Source organism: Streptomyces sp. NPDC101152, assembly GCF_044768275.1.
Taxonomy (GTDB): domain Bacteria; phylum Actinomycetota; class Actinomycetes; order Streptomycetales; family Streptomycetaceae; genus Streptomyces.
Genome location: NZ_JBIWPO010000088.1, coordinates 1 through 17,070 on the forward strand (window position 1 = coordinate 1; position 17,070 = coordinate 17,070).

The following is a 17,070-nucleotide window of genomic DNA, read 5'->3' on the forward strand; positions in this document are numbered from 1 at the left end:
CTTCGAAGTCGGGCCTTCAGGAACATGCCGGTGGATTTTATTGGAAGGGCGTCGACGAGGACGACCGACTTGGGGAGCTTGTACTTGGCGAGTCGGCCAGACAGGGAGTTCATGATGTCGTCGGGCGACACCTCGGCGCCCGCGCGGGGCACGACCAGCGCTCTGCCGACCTCGCCCCATCGTTCGTCGGGTACGCCGATCACCGCGCATTCGGCGACCGCGGGATGCTGGTGGAGGAGTTGCTCGACCTCTGCGGGGTAGACGTTCTCTCCGCCGGAGATGTACATGTCCTTGATCCGGTCGACGATCGTCACGTACCCCTCCTCGTCGACGGAGGCCGCATCCCCGGAGCGGAACCAGCTTCCTTCGACGAAGGCGTCCTTGGTTGCTTCGGGCCACTGCCAGTAGCCCTTCATCACGTTGAGGCCCTCGATGATCACCTCGCCGACCTCGCCCGATGCGACATCGGTGAGGTCGGGCCGCACCACACGTACGTCGGTGAAGAAGCAGGGCGTGCCGGCCGAGCCGGCCTTGCGGATGCTGTCCCGTGCGCGCAGGCCCAGTGCGGCGGGGGCGGTTTCGGTCAGGCCGTATGCCTGGAGGAAGGTCAGGCCACGGTCCTGGTATGTGTGGATGAGGGCCTTGGGTACGGGTGCCGCCGCGCACTGCAGGATCCGGATCGAGGACAGGTCGGCCGTCGCCCACCGCGACGACCGGGCCATGGCCTGGTACATCGCGGGTACGCCGAACATCCTCGTCACCCGATGCTCGGCGATGACGTCGAGAACCCGGTCCGGATCGAAACCGCTCATCAGCACCGACGTCCCTCCTTTGAGGAAGCCCGGCAGGAAGACGGCGTTGAGGGCGGCGGTGTGGAACATCGGTGCCACCACCAGAGCCACGTCGTCGGAGGCGATGTCCACGTCCAGCAGCATGTTGAAGCAGTTCCAGGCGATGTTGGCGTGGGTGAGCATGACCCCCTTGGGACGGCCGCTGGTGCCAGAGGTGTACTGGATCATGCACACCTCGTCGAGGCCGACCGTCTCGTCCAGGGGGTTGTCCGGTGCGCTCGCGAGCAGCTCCTCGTAAGGGCGCCCCACCTCGACGTAGTGCTTCACCTCGACGTCGTCCCTGAACGCGTCGACGATGTCGGTGAGTTTGGCCGCGAACACCAGCACCGACGCTCCCGAGTCGCCCAGGATGAAGGCCAACTCGGGTGCCGCGAGGCGGGTGTTGAGCGGTACGAAGACGGCGCCCAGCGCGTTCGCGGCGAACAGGGTTTCCGTCAGGGCCGGATGGTTCGCGCCGAGGTAGGCGACCCGGTCGCCGTGGCCGACCCCCAGGGCACGCAGGGCGTGCGTGAGCCGCGTCACGCGCGCGGCCAGCTCTCCGTAGGACAGGGATCCACCGTCGTGCACGACGGCGGTGGCCTCCGGTGCCATGCGGGCACGCCGCGCGGGCCACGAGCCGAGCCCTTGATTGCGCATGGTGCGTCTCTCTTCTCTCAGAGTTCTCAGAGCCAGTCGGGCCATGTGTAGTCGGCCGAGTCGTCGTGGTCCCGGCGGGGCGGCAGCGGGGCGAGCCGCCCCTGAGAGAAGACCAGCGGTGCGGCGCCGGTCTTCTCCACCCCGAGTTCCCGGACGCGGCCGAGGACGAAGTAGTGGTCGCCGAGGGTCCACACGTCGGCGATGTCGCAGTCGATCCAGGCGGCGACGCCCGCCAGGACGGGGCTGCCCGAGGGCGCGCCGCGCCACGGGTGGCGGTCGAAGACGGCGGGGGCCTTGGCGCTGACATCCCGGCAGAGGCCCTCCTGGCCGGCGGCCAGCACGTTCACGCAGAAGGCGCCGCCGGCCATGATCCTTGGCCAGGTGGTGGAGGAGCGGCCGGGGAAGAACGCGACGAGCGGGGGGTCGAGGGACACCGAGGTGAACGAGCCGATGACCATGCCGACCGGGGTGCCGTCGGGTTCCTTCGCGGTGACCACCGTGACACCCGTCGGGTAGTGGCCGAGCACGTGCCGGAACCGACCCAGGTCCTCCGCCGGCCCGCCGCCGGGCGTCGTCGCTGCGGACGTCGACCGGTTCACGCCGGGTTCTCCACGCCGACCAGAGAGCGGGCGTATCCCGTGGCCCACCAACTGTGCTGGGCGTTGATGTGCGTCTTGTACGTGGCGACGTCGCGCAGGTACCGCTGCATGCGCTCGCCGTTCGCCAGCGCGCTGGAGCCACTGGCCGAGGCCAGCATCTCGACGGCCTGGCAGGCGAGTTGGCCGGACTGCCGGGCCGTGAGGGAGAGGGCCTGGTCGTCCAGTTCGGAGAAGGGCTCGCCCCCTGCCAGGCCCCGGGCCGCGTAGGCGGTGTAGTCGTCGGTGACCGACAGGATGATCCGCTGCGCGCTGTCGGCCAGGGCCGTGGCCAGGCCGAGGTTGCGCTGGTGTTCCGGATCGTGGCTGCGCGGCTTGAAGGGCGGCAGCGGGCTGTTCTTGGTGGTGATGATCCGCTGGTACTCGTCGACCGCGGCCCAGGCGGTGCCCGCCACGATCGAACACAGCTGGATGTTGAAGAACGACATCAGCCGGCCCGCGTACATCGGGTTGCCGTGCAGTTCCACACCCGGCCCGTCGGTGGCGTCGTTCGCCAGGAGGTGGGTCCTGGACACGTACTCGTACGGTACGAGGACGTCCTCGGCCACGACGCTGTTGGAGCCGCTGCCGCGGAAGCCCAGGATCTCGCCCCAGTTGTCGAGCATCCGCCAGCCGGAGGGCACGAGCACCAGGCCCGGCGTGGGCATGCCGCCCTCTTCATCGATGATGAGCACGCCACCCAGGAAGTGCGTGGAGACGTTGACTCCGGAGGAGTAGTCCCAGCGGCCGTTGACCAGGTACCCGTCGGGGGCCCTCGTCGCGGTGGCGCTCGGGGCGATCGGCAGCGGGGCCCGGAAGTCACCGTCCGGCCCGAACACCTCGCGCTGGGTGCTCGCGGGGAAGCGGCCGGCCACCACCAGGCTGTGAGAGGCGGCCAGACACAGGTTCCAGCCGCTGGACGGGCAGCCGCGGGCCACCTCGGTGACCATCCGGGAGTAGGTCCGCAGGTCGAACTCGTAGCCGCCGAAGCGGCGTGGCTGGAGGGACCGGTAGAAACCCGCCTCCAGGAACGCCTTGTGCGTGTCCTCGGAGATACCGGTCCGCTGTTCGGTCTCGTCCTGATGGTCCCGGAGCCAGGCCCTCATGCCGGCGGCCCGGCGCACCAGTTCCTCCGGTGTCAGGTCCGGCTCCGGCTGCGGAATCTCGATGATTTTCTCGGCTGTCTCGGTTGTCTCGGACAATTCGCACCCCATCCGCTGCTGTTCTGGGTTGGCCTGAGGGGAGTGTTGGCAGCGCAGCGAAGGACCGTCCAATGCCGGTGACTGCGGGCTTGATGAGTGCCGTGCATCACAGCAGGTCGGAGAGGGGACGGGAATGCCGCACATTTCTGCCTGGTGACGTGCGGGGAAGCGCGCTGTAACCTGGCGCGCACCACGACGCGGTGGACTTCGCCTTTCTGGAGGGCTCAGTGGAACTCCGGAGTCTGCGCCATTTTTCGGCGCTCGCCGAGACCTTGAACTACCGGGTTGCCGCCGAGCGTCTGCACCTCACCCAGCCCGCGCTGACGCGATCGATCGCCGCCCTCGAACGTGAGCTGGGCGTCCAGCTGTTCGACCGCGACAAGCGGCATGTGGCGCTCACCTCCGACGGCGCGGAACTGCTCGAACGGGCGGGCGAAGTGCTGGCCGACGCCGACCGGCTCGCCGCCGCCGCGGACGCCATCAAGGCCAGGCGACGGGACGAGGTGCGGGTCGCGCTCTACGGGGTGGCTCTCGCGGAGCTGACGCATCCGGTCATCGAGGCGTTCTGCGAGCGGTATCCCAGAGCCACGATCCGGGTGCACGAAGCGGACTTCCACCAGGGGCAGGCCCCGCTGCTGGCCGGCGAGTGGGACGTGGCGCTGATGTGCCTGAACGTCGACATGCCGGGCCTGACCCGCGTGCCGATCTTCACCGAGCCCGTTTCCCTCGCGCTGTGGAAGGGGCATCCGCTGGCCTCGGCCGCCGCGGTGGACATGACCGAGGTCTACGACCAGCCCTGGGTCACCCCCCACCCGGGCGACGGCTGGTGGGTGGGGGGACGTCACGGGGACCACGACGCCCCGACGGTCGGCTCCCACGCTCGTTCGGTCCTGGACATGACCTCGAAGATCGCCTACCAGCACATGGTGGGACTGATGCCGCTGTCGGGCGCCCGGATGTTCCCGCACCACCCGGGAGTGGAGACCGTCGCTCCGAAAGAGCCCCTCCACGCTGTGGCCGCGGTCGCCTATCCGAGGACGGGCCACTCGCCCGCCGCCCCGGCGTTCGCCGAGGTCGCACGCCGGGTGGCCCGACGTGCGCCCGGCGTTCCGTACGCCGAGATCTCCCGGTAGGAGGGGGCAGCCGCCGTACGGCGGCTCGCCCGCCCAGGCCGCGTGCAGGACGGCGCGCAGCTCGTCGGCGGAGGCCGGGCGGGGATTCGCGTACGGCGCCCCGAGAGCGACGTCGACCGCACGGTCCACGTCGGCGGCGGTCAGGCCCAGGTCGGCGAGCGATCGAGGGATGCCCAGCCGCTCGCCCAGCTGGTGCAACTCCCGTACCGGATCCGGGACATCGAGCGCCCGGCGCAGCGCCGCCAGTGCGTCGGGAACCGCCGGCGCGTTGAAGGCCAGCACATGGGGCAGGACGACGGCGTGTGTCTCGGCGTGCGGCAGGTCGAAGGTGCCGCCGAGCACATGGCAGCGCTTGTGGTGCAGCCCCATGGTGGTAGCGCCGAGACAGGCACCGCACAGCCACGCCCCGTACAGCGCGCGGCTGCGGGCGTCATGCCCCGAGGGGTCGGCGACGATCTCGGGAAGGGCCGCGGCCAGCGCCCGCACACCCTCCTCCGCCATGAGGGAGACGATCGGAGTGGAGTCCGGGGCGTACAGCGCCTCGACGGCGTGCGCGATCGCGTCCATGCCGCTCGTCGCGCACCCCACGGGCGGCATGGACCCAAAGGGCGGCATGGTGAGCGTGGGCAGCGGGTCGTGCACGACGCTGCGCGGCAACGCCTTCGGGTCTCGGGTCGCGCCCGGTGCGTTTGACCGCGCCCTCGGTCGGGCCCCAGACGGGTGTCCTCTCCGATCCGGCGTACGTCGTCGGGACGGTCCTGAGCGCGACGGCCTTGGCCAGGCCGGTCACGGAACCGCCGCCGACCGCCACGCAGCCGTCGGCCGGGTTTCGCGAGCCGCTTCGACGGCCAGGTCGGCGACCTCCACCGGGACGTGCGTCACAGGCCATGGTCGTCGCACAGCACGAGGACGCGGTGCAGGGCGAGAAGCGCGACCTCGTCGGGCACCGCGTCCGGGACGGCACCCGACCGGAAGAGGACGCGCATCGGCTGTGCCTGATGGGTGAAGTCCAGGGCGCGTTCCCTCACGCGATCACCGGTTGCAGCACGATGTCGAAGCGTGCTCGGCGGAAGGGGTTGGCCAGGCCCAACTCCGCGGCCTCCGCGGGGGAGTCCACCTCGACGAACTCCTCGACCAGGCTCTCCTTCACGGCGAAGACCGCGTCCGACTCCAGATAGTCGCTGCCCGCCACGAAGATGTGCGTCGTCACCGGGCTGTACCCCTCGGCGCCCACGATGAAGTGGACATGGGCCGGACGGTAGGGGTGACGGCCGGTCGCCTCCAGCAGCGAGCCGACCGGCCCGTCCGTCGGAATCGGATACGGGCTCGGAACGCACGAGCGGAACCAGAACCGCCCCTCCGCGTCCGCCGTGAACAGCCCGCGCCCATTGCCCGGCGGCTGCTTCTCCGGCTGCTGGACGTCGTAGAAGCCCTGGTCGTCGGCCTGCCACACGTCCAGCGTCGCACCGGGCAGCGGGGTGCCGTCGACGGAGACGACCCGTCCGCTGATCACACACGGCTCGCCGCCGCCGACCAGATCGATGTTCGCCCCGAGTTCACGGACCGGGGACACGGTCATGTGGAAGGGGCCGAGCACCGTCGAGTCGGTCGCGGCGGCCGCCTTGTGGTCGTTGATCGTCTCGACGAGCATCGACACACCCAGGACGTCCGACAGCAGGATGAACTCCTGCCGGGTGTCGTCGCACATGTGCCCGGTTGCGGTGAGGAAGTCGATCGCCCGCTCCCACTCGGCCTGGGTCGGCTCGATGTCCCGTACGAAATCGTGCAGGTGACGCGTCAGGGAGGCCAGCACCTCGCGCAGTCGGGGATCGGAGGTGTGGGCGAAGCTTTCCAGCACCGCCGTCGTCGTCTCGGTCTCCGCGGGCTTCGCGGTCTTCGCCGTGAGGTCCATGGCCGCTCAGCCCCGCCCGAGGATCTGCCGCAGCGCGTCCCGCAGTGCCGCCGTGACGTCACCGGTGGCGTCCTGGCGGCGGAAGGCCACGTGGTTGTCCGGCCGCACCAGCAGCGCGCCCGAGTCGCCGATCTCCCGCAGCCGGGCCCAGTCCCCGTACGGGTCCTCGTGCTCCTGGCCGGGGCCGATGACCGCCGTGGCGATCTCCAGGCCGAACTCCTTGCCGAGGATGCGGGCGGCCTCCGTCCAGGGCTCGCCACCGATGCCGGTGATCAGGGTGAACCGGCCGTTCCCGCCCAGGTCCAGGGTGGACAGATTGCGGGTGCCCGCGTCGAGCCAGGCGTGCGGGAGCTTGGCGCCGGGGCGGGTGCTCGGCTGGAAGTGCAGCTCGGGGTCGCGTGCGAAGCCGGGGTCCTCGGTGCCGTCCGGGACGATCGCGGCGGAGGTGTAGCGCTGGTTGAGGTCCACGCCGTGGGCGTTGAACTCGTACGCCTTGAAGGCGATCGCCTCCCGCAGCCGCGCCCGCTGCTCCTCGGCCTCCGTAGTGGCGTCCTTGCGGGCGGCGATGTTCCGCCACAGCTGCTCGGGGGTCTGCGGCGCCAGGCCGCCGAGCGCCTCGAAGACGGGTGCCGTCTCACCGATGGACTGGTTGGCCCGGGTGACGACCTGCTTGCCGACCGGTGCCCGCTCGTCACTGTAGGTGTCCAGCAGGGACGGGGACGCGGTGCCGTCCAGGACGAGCTTCAGCTTCCATGCCAGGTTGTAGGAGTCCTGGATGGAGGTGTTGGAGCCCAGCCCGTTGGACGGTGGGTGCCGGTGGCAGGCGTCGCCCGCGCAGAACACCCGGCCGCTGGAGTACGTCTCGGCGTACATCTCGTTGACCGTCCACGCGGAGGACGACTTGATGGTCACCGGGATCTCGTCGTCGCCGATCAGCTTGCGGACGACGGACAGGGCGTACTCCTCGGTGAGGTCCGGCGGCCCGGCGTCGACGTCGTAGCCCCACACGATCAGCCACTCGTTCCACGTCCGTACGCAGCGCACCAGGCCGGCGCCGATGCCGCCCACGGTCGCGCCGGGCGCCAGCACCCAGTAGAGGGTGGCGGGTCGGTGCGCCACGTACTTGCTGAGGTCCGCGTCGAAGACGATGTTGATGCTGCCGGCCACGCCCATCTGGCCGCCCATCGGCAGTCCGGCGTCCTCGGCCACCTTGCTGCGGCCGCCGTCCGCGCCGATCAGGTACTTGGCACGGATGGTGTACCTGTCGCCGCGCAGCCGGTCGCGGACCAGGGCGGTCACGCCGTCGGCGTCCTGCTCGTGCGACACATACTCGGTGCCGAACCGCAATTGGCTTCCGCGCGCTATGGCCCCGTTCACGAGCACCGGCTCCATGAGGTGCTGCGGCATGTCGCACATCCGGGTGGGGCTCGCCAGCTCGTGCGCGGCCTGCACGAGCGGTTCGTTGCCCCAGGACCTCAGCCGGCCGAGCTCCTCGCCCGCGATGGCGGTGCAGAAGACGGTGTTGCCCATCAGATACTGCGGGGTGGCCTGGGCGATCACATCCTCTTCGACACCCAGGTCACGCAGCACTTCCATGGTGCGCTGGTTGGTGATGTGCGCCCGGGGCGTGTCCGCGAGGCGGGAGTAGCGGGTGACCATGACGTTCGGCACGCCATAGGTGCTCAGCGCCAGTGCCGCGCTCGCTCCCGCGGGCCCGCTGCCCACGATGAGCACCTCGGTCTCGACGCTCGGCACGGTCGGCACGGTTGTCATCGGTACGTTTCCTCCCCATCCGCCAGTCGCTTGTTCAGCCAGGCCATCAGTGCCTCGGCCACGTCGTCGGAGTTCTTCTCGCCCATGGGCAGGTGCCCGTTGCCCGTGAGCCCCAGGTCCGCCAGGCGCAGCAACTCAGCGTCCGCACCGGCCTGGACGAGGTAGTCGGCGACACCGTGCTGGAACGCCGCGAACGGCGAGGTGTCGGCCGCGACCACGGCGATCGGGAAGCCCTGGAGCCCCGGCAGGGACCGCACGGGACCGGCCTGTTCGTCCTGGACGAGACAGTCCTGCAGCCCGTCGCCCCCCGCCTCGCGCAGCCCAAGGCGCAGTTCCTCCGGGGTCCGCGCCGGCGGCTCGTAAGTGATCGGGGCCGCCGTGAGCCCCCACTCCAGCCTTCCGAGGCCGGGCAGTTCGACGAACGGCGGCCCGATCGGCTCGACGGAGACAACGGCCTTCACCAGCCCGGGCCGGGCATCGGCGACCAGCCAGCCGAACGGCGCCCCCATGGAGTGGGTGATCAGCACGGCCGGTCCGATACGGTCCAGCAACTCGGCCCCGCAGCGCCGCATCTGCTCCTCGTTCTCGGCGAAGGTGGGCAGCGGCGGGCCCTGGCTCGCCATCAACTGGTCCAGCGCGGAGTCGTCGCCGACCTCGCCGCTGCCGGGCCACTGGCTGCCAGGTCGTCCTGCCCCGTCGCAGAACAACCAGCGGATGAACTCGTACGTCGGCGCCGCGCCCTCGACGGGCCCGAGGACATCAGGGTGGTACGGGGAGCGCCCGTGCCCCGGACGGTCGACCACGTACACGGCGTAACCGGCCTGGAGGAACCGGGTGGCCCAACCGGGGCGCCCGTCCGGCGTCGACAGGTAGTCCGTGCCCTGGCCGCCGCCCCCGTGGACCATCACCACAGGCAGCGGATACCGGAGATCGGCCGGGATCTGGTACTGGACGTACATTGCGGCCTCGGCGGCCGTCCCGGCCTCGGTCGGCTTGCGCCCGACACCGACCCAGAACGCGCCTTGCTCGCTGATCGTCAACGACGAGGCGGCACGGGCCGGCTCGGCGGTTCCGGGTGGTGGGGAGCTGGTCATCGGCGAACCTCCGTCACGGCGTCTGCGCCCATGCCCAGCACTATTGGCGACCGGCTCCGGGGCGGTCCAATGCCGGTTGGGGACGCCGTGATGCATGGCGCTCATCAGCGTCCCCCAGGGCGGCTGCTTCACCGGCAAGGTGCGCGTGGCGGCGAGGGTGACCAGGGCGTCGGTGTAGAGCGCGGCCTCCAGCTGCTCGACGACCGGCAGTTTGTGCTGCGGGTCGCGGTCGGAGAGGCCGGTCAGGTGGAAGCTGCCGGTGCCGACCCAATCGCTCGCGACGTCGTCGACTCGGCGAGACAACACGACCGAGCCGCGAGAGGCAGACCTGGAGCAGGACTACCCGCCAGTTCGACCTCACCGGCGGCCGGCTCCGCGCCCACACCCCCGACGATCGGGCTTGAGTTGAACGGGGCGGGGCTAATCGACCAGGTCCAGTGCGGCCCCGACCATGCTTTCGGTGTCAAGGTGGTGGTACCGGTAGACCTCGTCCAAGGAGCCGGACTGCCCGAAGCGGGTGACGCCAAGTGCTGTGGTCGGGACCTGGTTGATCGTGGCGAGGAAGGCCAGCGAGTGCGGGTGACCGTCCAGGATCGTGACCAGGGGTGTCGCCCTGTCGGCGGGAAACACCTCGTCAAGGATCCAGTGGTCGGCCGGGTCCTGGCCCTGGCGGGCACGCACGGCGCGGTAGAGGAGGTCGGGGCTGGTGATGCAGATGAGGTCAGCCCGGATGCCGCTCTGGTCCAGGCGGTCGGCGGCTGCGAGGGCCTCCGGTACGAGCGGACCCGTACGCGAACAAGGTGTTGCTTCCTGAGTCCCGCCTCGTTGACCTGGTATGGCGATCAAGGACGCGGTGCTGGCTCAACTCGCCGTTCGATTTGAGGTGTTGCTGCCCCACCTGAACGAGCGGCAGCGTCGACTCGCGCTCGCGACCGAGGCGAGATTGCTGGGCCACGACGGGGTGCGGGCCGTGGCCAGGATCGCCGGCGCGAGCGAGAGCACCGTACGCAAGGGTGTCTTCGAGTTGGAGGCGGGCGGCGAGGGCCTGGCGGAAGGTCGGATCCGCAGGCCGGGCGGCGGACGCAAGACCGCGACCGAGCTGGATCCGGGGCTGCTGCCCGCCCTGTTGAGTCTGGTCGAGCCGGACGAGCGCGGCGATCCGATATCGCCGCTGCGCTGGACGACGAAGTCACTGCGGCGTCTCACGGCGGAGCTCACGAGGCGAGGGCACCGTGTCTCGCCGGTGACCGTCGGCCGGCTTCTGCGGGAGAACGGCTTCAGCCTGCAGGCGAACGCTAAAACGCTGGAAGGAGACCAGCATCCGGATCGGGACTCGCAGTTCCACTACATCAACGATCAGGTCAAGCAGTTCCAGGCCGCGGGCGAGCCGGTGATCAGTGTCGACGCCAAGAAGAAGGAGAGTGCGCCACGAGGCACTTTGTCATATCCCCGGTGAAGCCGGGAGGAATTCGGAGGAACATTCCTGGGCCTGATGGCTTACCTGGATCCGAAAGGAAAAGGGGACAGTAGCATGCCAGAGAAGCGGCGGTCGTGTCCAGATACAAGGAACGGGGTGCCGCGGGGCCCGAGCGATACGGTGGAAAGCTAAACTGCCTGAAACCCAATCTCCAGAAGACGCAACTTTTCGTCCGCCGGAAAGGTATCTGAAACCGGCGCCGCGTCATGCATCGTAGTCGGTTCCTATGCGATGCACCCTCCGTGATGCGGAGCGATCCCCAGTGAGGGGATTCAAGGAGATGAGTGGGGCACCTAAGTCGCTCTATGACGTATGGCAAGGATGAACGTGGGATCGCCTAAGGGGCACATTCTGTGTGTCCTATGGTGACAGAGGCCCCGTATTAGACGTGGGAGTAACGCCCCACCAGGGAGGACGGGAGAGCCGTCTACAGGTCGAAGGGGGCCAGGTGATCGGACACTTAACAGCCATGAGGTACGCGTGATGCGAGAAGCCGAAAAGGTACTGGGTGTCCTGCGTGAACGCGGAAGGCGTGGCCTGCCGCTGGAACGTCTTTATCGACAACTGTTCAACCCAGAGCTGTATTTACTCGCTTACGGCCGCTTGTACTCCAATAAGGGGGCAACAACTCCCGGAGTCGATGGGGAGACTGTCGACGGCATGTCCGTGGGTAAGATCGGGCGCATCATCGACGCGCTGCGCTACGAGCGCTATCGGTTCAGGCCCGTGCGGCGCACTTACATTCCCAAAAAGAATGGGAAGAAAAGGCCGTTAGGTCTTCCATCCTGGTCGGACAAATTAGTCGGCGAGGTGATACGCCTCTTGCTTGAGGCATATTATGAGCCGCAGTTCTCGGATCGTTCGCATGGCTTCCGACCTAACCGTGGATGCCATACCGCCCTGTCGGAGGTAGCGAATCAATGGACCGGCACCACTTGGTTCATCGAGAGCGACATTGCCGACTGCTTTGGGTCGATCGATCACGGGATCTTGCTGTCCATCCTGGAGGAGAAGATTCACGACCACCGTTTCCTGCGGTTGTTGCAGAACATGCTCCGAGCCGGATACCTGGAAGATTGGGTTTGGCATGCCACGCTGAGCGGTGCGCCGCAAGGCGGGGTTGCTTCTCCTGTCCTTTCCAATATCTATCTGCACCGGCTGGATAGTTTCATCGAAGACGTTCTCAGCCCGGAATACACCCGAGGGAAAGGTAGGGTTCTCAACCCCGAATACCGCAAGGTGGATCTCGCAATCCGACGCGCCCACAGACGGGGTGACCGCGTCACCGTACGCGCCCTGCGCAAACAACTACGCAGCCTGCCGAGCAGGGACCCCGCAGATCCGGGATTCCGACGGCTCCGCTATGTACGGTACTGCGATGACCACCTCCTCGGTTTCACCGGACCAAAATCAGAAGCCGAAGAGATCAAAGAGCGACTTGCAAAGTTCCTGCGTGACGAACTCAAGCTTGAACTGTCGCAAGAGAAGACGCTCATCACTCACGCCCGCACAGGCGCAGCACGTTTCCTCGGCTACGAGATCACTGTCCAGCACGCCGATCACAAGATCGGCAGCAAGGGGCGCTCCGCCAACGGAGTCATCGGCCTGCGTGTGCCCCTCGACGTGATCAAGACCAAGTGCGCCCCGTACCTCAAGCGCGGCAAACCCGAGCGAAGAACCCAGATGGTCAACGACGACGACCACACCATCGTCCGGACCTATGGAGCAGAATTCCGGGGCCTGGTGGAGTACTACCTGCTGGCCGGTGATGTCTACCGACTGAACCGGTTGGAATGGGTGATGAAGACTTCCATGCTCAAAACGCTGGCCTGCAAGCACAATTCAACCGTGACGAAGATGGCGAACCACTACAAGACCACCATCGAAACACCGCACGGTCCCCGCAGATGCTTCGAGATCAGCGTGGAGCGGGAGGGCCGCCCACCTCTGGTTGCACGGTTCGGTGGTATCCCTCTACGGCGCAAGAAGAACGCGGTCATCAAGGACCTCGTTCCGCCCCCGGTCAACGTCAGAAGAAAGGAACTGATCACTCGGTTGCAAGCAGCGCGATGCGAATTGTGCCGAGAACACGGCACGGTGGACGTCCACCACGTCGCCAAGCTTGCCGACCTCCAACGACCGGGCCAGCCGCAGCCGGCATGGGACCAGCTCATGGCCAAACGACGCAGAAAGACCCTCGTGGTCTGCGCCGGATGCCACGCAGCGATCCACAGTGGACAACCAACCGCGACACCCACGCAGTAGTCACTGGAGAGCCGTGATGCTCGGAAAGCGAGCACGTCCGGTTCGGGAGGGGGCCGCTGGGTCGGGCTCACGCCTCGCCCAACGGCCTACCTCATTGCTCGGACAGTTGCCGAACACTGGACGCGAGTGGCGGCCCAAGGGCGAGCCGGTCCAGGTCGAGGATCACAGCTTCTTCACCGGGCCCAAGGGCGAGACCGCAATCCCCTACGGCGTCTACGACCTGGCCGCTGACACCGGATGGGTCAGCGTCGGAGTCGATCACAACACCTCTGCCTTCGCCGTGGCCACGATCCGCCGCTGGTGGCAAGCCCGCGGTCAGCTCGACTACCCGGCCGCCACCCGACTGCTGATCACCGCAGATGCGGGCGGCTCCAACAGCTACCGCTACCGCGCCTGGAAAGCGGAACTGGCCGCGCTCGCCGCCGAAACGGGGCTGGCGATCACGGTCTGCCACTTTCCGCCCGGCACCTCGAAGGTCGGGTAGCCGGAGGGATTCGCACCCTCCGGCTCCCACAGATCCGTACGTGACGATCTCTCGTCATACGGCTCTTGTCGTCCTGATCACCAGGCCAGGGAGGGGGAACTGACCCACCTCCATTGCGCGAACATCCCCGGGCGGCGCCTGGCTGCCCTCTGGAAGGCCGCGATGGCCTTCCTCATCGCGCGAAACCGTCTGTACTTGTTGCGGAGCCAGCGCACCAGGTAGGCGTTGATGCGCATCAGGAGTGGATACAGGGCCGATCGGTAGAACCGGCCGTAGTACTGCATCCAGCCCGCGACGATCGGATTGATCCGCTGCGCGAGTTCTTCCACGGTGAGGTTGACCCGCCGGTGGAGCCGCCAGGAGCGGACCTCCTCGCCGAGTCGCTTGAGGGCATCCCTGCCGACCGCGGGGCGGAACGACCACCTGATGCGGCCGTTCTTGTCCCGCATTTGGCGCTGCTGGAACGTGAACCCCAGGAACGTGAACGATGTGTGCTCGTACGAGCCACGCCGCAACCCGTCCTGGCAGTACACGATCCGGGTCTTGGCCGGGTGCAGACGCAGCCCGACCTCGGCCATCCTGTCCGAAAGCGCGGCCAGCACCTGACGGGCCTGACGCTCGGTGACGCAGTGCACGACCGCATCGTCCGCATAGCGTTCGAACGAGACAGCAGGGAACTCCCGCGCCATCCAGACGTCGAACGCGTAGTGCAGGAACAGGTTCGCCAAAACGGGAGAAACCGGAGCACCTTGCGGCGTCCCGCACTCCCGTTCCAGCAGGGTGCCGTCGGGCATCTTGAGCGGGGCAGCAAGCCACCGCCGCACATACAACTTCACCCAAACGGCGTCGATATGCGCTTCCACCGCCTTGACCAGGAGGTCCCAGGGCACGCTGTCGAAGAACTGGGAGATGTCGAACTCGACTACCCAGTCCCGTTTCCAGCTGCGCTCCCGGCACTTCTCCACGGCATCCAAAGCGGACCGTCCGGGCCGGTATCCGAAGCTGTCCGGATGGAAAATGGGATCCACCCGCCGCACCAAATGCCGGGCCACGACGGTCTGAGCCACACGATCAGCGACAGCGGGAATCCCAAGAATTCTCTCGCCACCGCCGTGCGGCTTAGGAATGGCCACCGCACGCACCGGCGGAGGAAAGTAGGAGCCCGACGACATCCGATTCCAGACCTTGTAAAGGTTGTTCTTCAGGTCCTTCTCGAAGTCGGCGATACTCTGCCCGTCCACTCCCGGTGCTCCCCTGTTAGCCCTGACTTCCTCCCATGCTTCCTTGACTTCCCACTTAGAAATCTCAAACGGCTTGGCCTGCGACTTCAACTGGTCCACCGAACTCCTCCCGGACACCGTCCGGTTGATGCGATCAACTCAGTCACGAACGACCCGGCCCCTTCGCTCCACCCCCATTACAGGGGCTTCTCCACTACTACGAGCCGGTCCGCCGACGCGTCCCGCATCGGTACTCGGCCCCTTCACGGCACAACCGCTCGGGGTGCTCCCTCTCGCCCGCCCCTACCAGGACGGGCTGTATCGGCACGCGCCTTCTCCTGTTCCACATGACCGCGGCAGATCAGGTTCACGTCGTCTCCATGCCGGACACCACCTGGCCAGTCGGCGGGCTCCCGCCAGGCTGATCCCGGGACGGTTCCAAGCTTCCCGGTTTTGATGTCGTCGGAATCTTTTCGACACGTCAGCAACGATTCACTTGCGTTCGTCTCCCTGATCCCCACCTGACGCCTGCACGGCGCCTTTTCCTCATCGCTCACCACGACAGTCTTCGGCTAACGCAGCATGAGGCGGTTTGAAGCCTCCCCCCGCAGGGCGACTTCGAAGGGCCAATCCTTCATCGGTCACGCAGCACTGCTTGAAGAAACTCGTCCTACATCGAATTCCCCTCTGCATTCAGGACACACTGGAACAAGATCGAGCACCGACTCTTCTCCCACATCACCATGAACTGGCGCGGAAGGCCGCTGACCAGCCACGAAGTCATCGTGAACGCGATCGCCTCCACCACCACCCGCAGCGGGCTGCGCGTCCAGGCCGAGCTCGACACCCGCTCCTACCCGCTCGGCGTCGCCATCAGCAAGGCCCGTATGAAAGCCCTGCCCCTGGAACCCCACAAGGCTCGCGGCAGCTGGAACTACACGCTCCACCCCGCGCCCCTGACCACCGCGGAGCCGCCACCGCCGGGAAGCGGACCGACTGCAACGGTGCCGGGACGCAGAGCAGTCCTGGACCTACTGGACGACCCCCGCCTGACCGGGATGAGCGCAACCGAACTCGACGATGTGACGGCTCGGCTCGCCTCCGCCCAGGAGGCGCAGCGCGAGCGGCGTTGCTTCCAGCAGCGGGGCGGACCGCGTCGCAAGGCGGCCGCCGACCACGGCAAGCCCCTCTTCACCGGCCGCGACCGCATCCTGCTGACCCTCCTCTACCTCCGTCAGGTCTGTCCCCAACGCGTCCTGGCAGAGATGCTGGAGGTCACCGACCGGGTCATCAGCCCGGTGATCACCGAGACGCGTCGCCTCCTGGACGGCCACAAGGTCAAGGTGGAACCGACAACACTGCTGTTCACCGAGCCGGACCAACTGATCGGGTTCCTCAACACCGGGGCCCTTCCCGCCCGAAGCCGTGCGTCTCTGCCCGAAGAGCTCTGCGATCCGGCCTTGACCGGGATGAGCCGCACGGACCTGCAGGAACTCATCGAACGCCTCGCACCCCGTCAAGCCGCCCTCGTCGAGGGACGCCGTCACACCCAGCGCGGCAGACCGCGTCAACCGGGCACCCGCGGCGGCGTGTTCGCCCAGAAGATCACCGATCCGGAACGTGTCCTGGCAACCGTCCTGTTCCACCGTCGCGTCTGCACCGGCGAAGTACTGGCCGAGTTGTTCCAAGTGAACCGGAGCACCATCGGCAACGCCTTCCGCGACGTCCGTCCCCTCCTCGAGGCGGAGAGGTTCCACCTGCCACCGGCCCCGTTCCAACACCGCACAGCCGAATCCCTGCTCACCTCCATCTCGACGACAAATGCGCTGAGTTGATTCTTAACGGGTCCAGTGAACCCGGCACCTTTGCCAGGCCGCGCCGAGGAAGACGGTGCGGATCGCGGCCACCAGACCGCTGTGGCTGTCGGAGATGACCAGCTGGACGTTCTCCAGGCCGCGGGCTCGCAGCGAGCGCAGGAACTTCGTCCAGAACGGCTTCGACTCACTGTCGCCGACCATCAGCCCGAGGATCTCGCGGTGCCCGGTGGCGGAGATGCCGGTCGCGATGACCACGGCCTGGGAGACGATCCGGTGGTTCACCCTCGCCTTGCAGTAGACGTAGGGGAAGACGGTGTGGTCCAGCGGCCGCTCCTTGAACGCGGTCAGTTCCGCGTCCAGCTCACCGCAGATGCGGGAGACCTCGGACTTGGAGATCCCGCTGTCCGCACCGAGTGCTTTGACCAGGTCGTCGACCGAGCGGGTCGAGACACCATGCACGTATGCCTCCATCACCACGGTGTCGGCGTACAGGTGAACGTCCTCAGCCACGTACGGATGAACGAGGCCAGTTTCTGACGCGCTGAGGGTCAGCGGTGGGCACTCTGCTGCT

11 protein-coding genes and 5 pseudogenes are annotated in these 17,070 nt (G+C 67.5%); 5 read left to right on the top strand and 11 right to left on the bottom strand.

What is annotated here, in order from left to right; all coding sequences use genetic code 11:
- The 3 genes from ACIRVK_RS43570 to ACIRVK_RS43580 all read right to left on the bottom strand — a co-directional run.
- On the bottom strand, window positions 1–1,487 hold a 1,487-nt coding region (locus ACIRVK_RS43570; protein WP_404257417.1), incomplete at its 3' end, for a long-chain fatty acid--CoA ligase.
- Between the two features lie 26 nt (window positions 1,488–1,513).
- On the bottom strand, window positions 1,514–2,086 hold the full coding sequence (locus ACIRVK_RS43575) for a flavin reductase family protein (RefSeq protein WP_404257419.1): 573 nt from the start codon (window positions 2,084–2,086) through the stop codon (window positions 1,514–1,516).
- Window positions 2,083–3,324 (bottom strand): acyl-CoA dehydrogenase family protein, encoded by a 1,242-nt coding sequence (locus ACIRVK_RS43580; protein ID WP_404257421.1) that lies wholly within the window; start codon window positions 3,322–3,324, stop codon window positions 2,083–2,085. The genes ACIRVK_RS43575 and ACIRVK_RS43580 overlap by 4 nt, the downstream gene beginning before the upstream one ends.
- 227 nt (window positions 3,325–3,551) lie before the next feature.
- Here ACIRVK_RS43580 and ACIRVK_RS43585 point away from each other — a divergent pair, with 227 nt between their 5' ends.
- Window positions 3,552–4,457 (top strand): LysR family transcriptional regulator, encoded by a 906-nt coding sequence (locus ACIRVK_RS43585; RefSeq protein WP_404257423.1) that lies wholly within the window; start codon window positions 3,552–3,554, stop codon window positions 4,455–4,457.
- A gap of 120 nt (window positions 4,458–4,577) precedes the next feature.
- Here the strand turns inward: ACIRVK_RS43585 and ACIRVK_RS43590 are convergent.
- The 6 genes and pseudogenes from ACIRVK_RS43590 to ACIRVK_RS43615 all read right to left on the bottom strand — a co-directional run.
- Window positions 4,578–5,072 (bottom strand): annotated as a pseudogene (locus ACIRVK_RS43590) (iron-containing alcohol dehydrogenase); the annotation flags it as partial.
- A gap of 263 nt (window positions 5,073–5,335) precedes the next feature.
- Complete coding sequence (locus ACIRVK_RS43595; protein WP_404257425.1) at window positions 5,336–5,485, bottom strand: hypothetical protein; 150 nt, start codon at window positions 5,483–5,485, stop codon at window positions 5,336–5,338.
- Window positions 5,482–6,369, bottom strand: coding sequence for an intradiol ring-cleavage dioxygenase (locus ACIRVK_RS43600; protein WP_404257427.1), 888 nt, complete (start codon window positions 6,367–6,369; stop codon window positions 5,482–5,484). Before ACIRVK_RS43600 ends, ACIRVK_RS43595 begins: the two co-directional genes overlap by 4 nt.
- Window positions 6,370–6,375: 6 nt before the next feature.
- On the bottom strand, window positions 6,376–8,142 hold the full coding sequence (locus ACIRVK_RS43605) for an FAD-dependent oxidoreductase (RefSeq protein WP_404257429.1): 1,767 nt from the start codon (window positions 8,140–8,142) through the stop codon (window positions 6,376–6,378).
- Window positions 8,139–9,542 (bottom strand): alpha/beta hydrolase, encoded by a 1,404-nt coding sequence (locus ACIRVK_RS43610; RefSeq protein ID WP_404257431.1) that lies wholly within the window; start codon window positions 9,540–9,542, stop codon window positions 8,139–8,141. Before ACIRVK_RS43610 ends, ACIRVK_RS43605 begins: the two co-directional genes overlap by 4 nt.
- Window positions 9,543–9,656: 114 nt before the next feature.
- A complete protein-coding gene (locus tag ACIRVK_RS43615; protein WP_404257433.1) occupies window positions 9,657–10,082 on the bottom strand; it encodes a transketolase-like TK C-terminal-containing protein in 426 nt (141 codons plus the stop codon).
- On the opposite strand from ACIRVK_RS43615, the pseudogene ACIRVK_RS43620 reads away from it, so the two are divergent.
- The 3 genes and pseudogenes from ACIRVK_RS43620 to ACIRVK_RS43630 form a co-directional block, all read left to right on the top strand.
- Window positions 10,072–10,656, top strand: a pseudogene (locus ACIRVK_RS43620) (ISAzo13 family transposase); the annotation flags it as partial. The gene ACIRVK_RS43615 and the pseudogene ACIRVK_RS43620 sit on opposite strands and share 11 nt — an antisense overlap.
- Window positions 10,657–11,196: 540 nt before the next feature.
- Window positions 11,197–12,978 (top strand): reverse transcriptase domain-containing protein, encoded by a 1,782-nt coding sequence (locus ACIRVK_RS43625; protein ID WP_404257435.1) that lies wholly within the window; start codon window positions 11,197–11,199, stop codon window positions 12,976–12,978.
- 97 nt (window positions 12,979–13,075) lie between these two features.
- A pseudogene (locus ACIRVK_RS43630) lies at window positions 13,076–13,453 on the top strand (ISAzo13 family transposase); the annotation flags it as partial.
- An 86-nt stretch (window positions 13,454–13,539) separates the two neighbouring features.
- Here ACIRVK_RS43630 and ltrA read toward each other — a convergent pair.
- Window positions 13,540–14,802 carry a group II intron reverse transcriptase/maturase gene (ltrA, locus tag ACIRVK_RS43635; RefSeq protein ID WP_404257437.1) on the bottom strand — a complete coding sequence of 421 codons (1,263 nt, stop codon included), beginning with the start codon at window positions 14,800–14,802 and terminating at the stop codon, window positions 13,540–13,542.
- Between the two features lie 584 nt (window positions 14,803–15,386).
- Here ltrA and ACIRVK_RS43640 point away from each other — a divergent pair.
- Window positions 15,387–15,626, top strand: a pseudogene (locus tag ACIRVK_RS43640) (ISAzo13 family transposase); the annotation flags it as partial.
- A gap of 897 nt (window positions 15,627–16,523) precedes the next feature.
- On the opposite strand, the pseudogene ACIRVK_RS43645 reads toward ACIRVK_RS43640, so the two are convergent.
- Window positions 16,524–17,070, bottom strand: a pseudogene (locus ACIRVK_RS43645) (transposase); the annotation flags it as partial.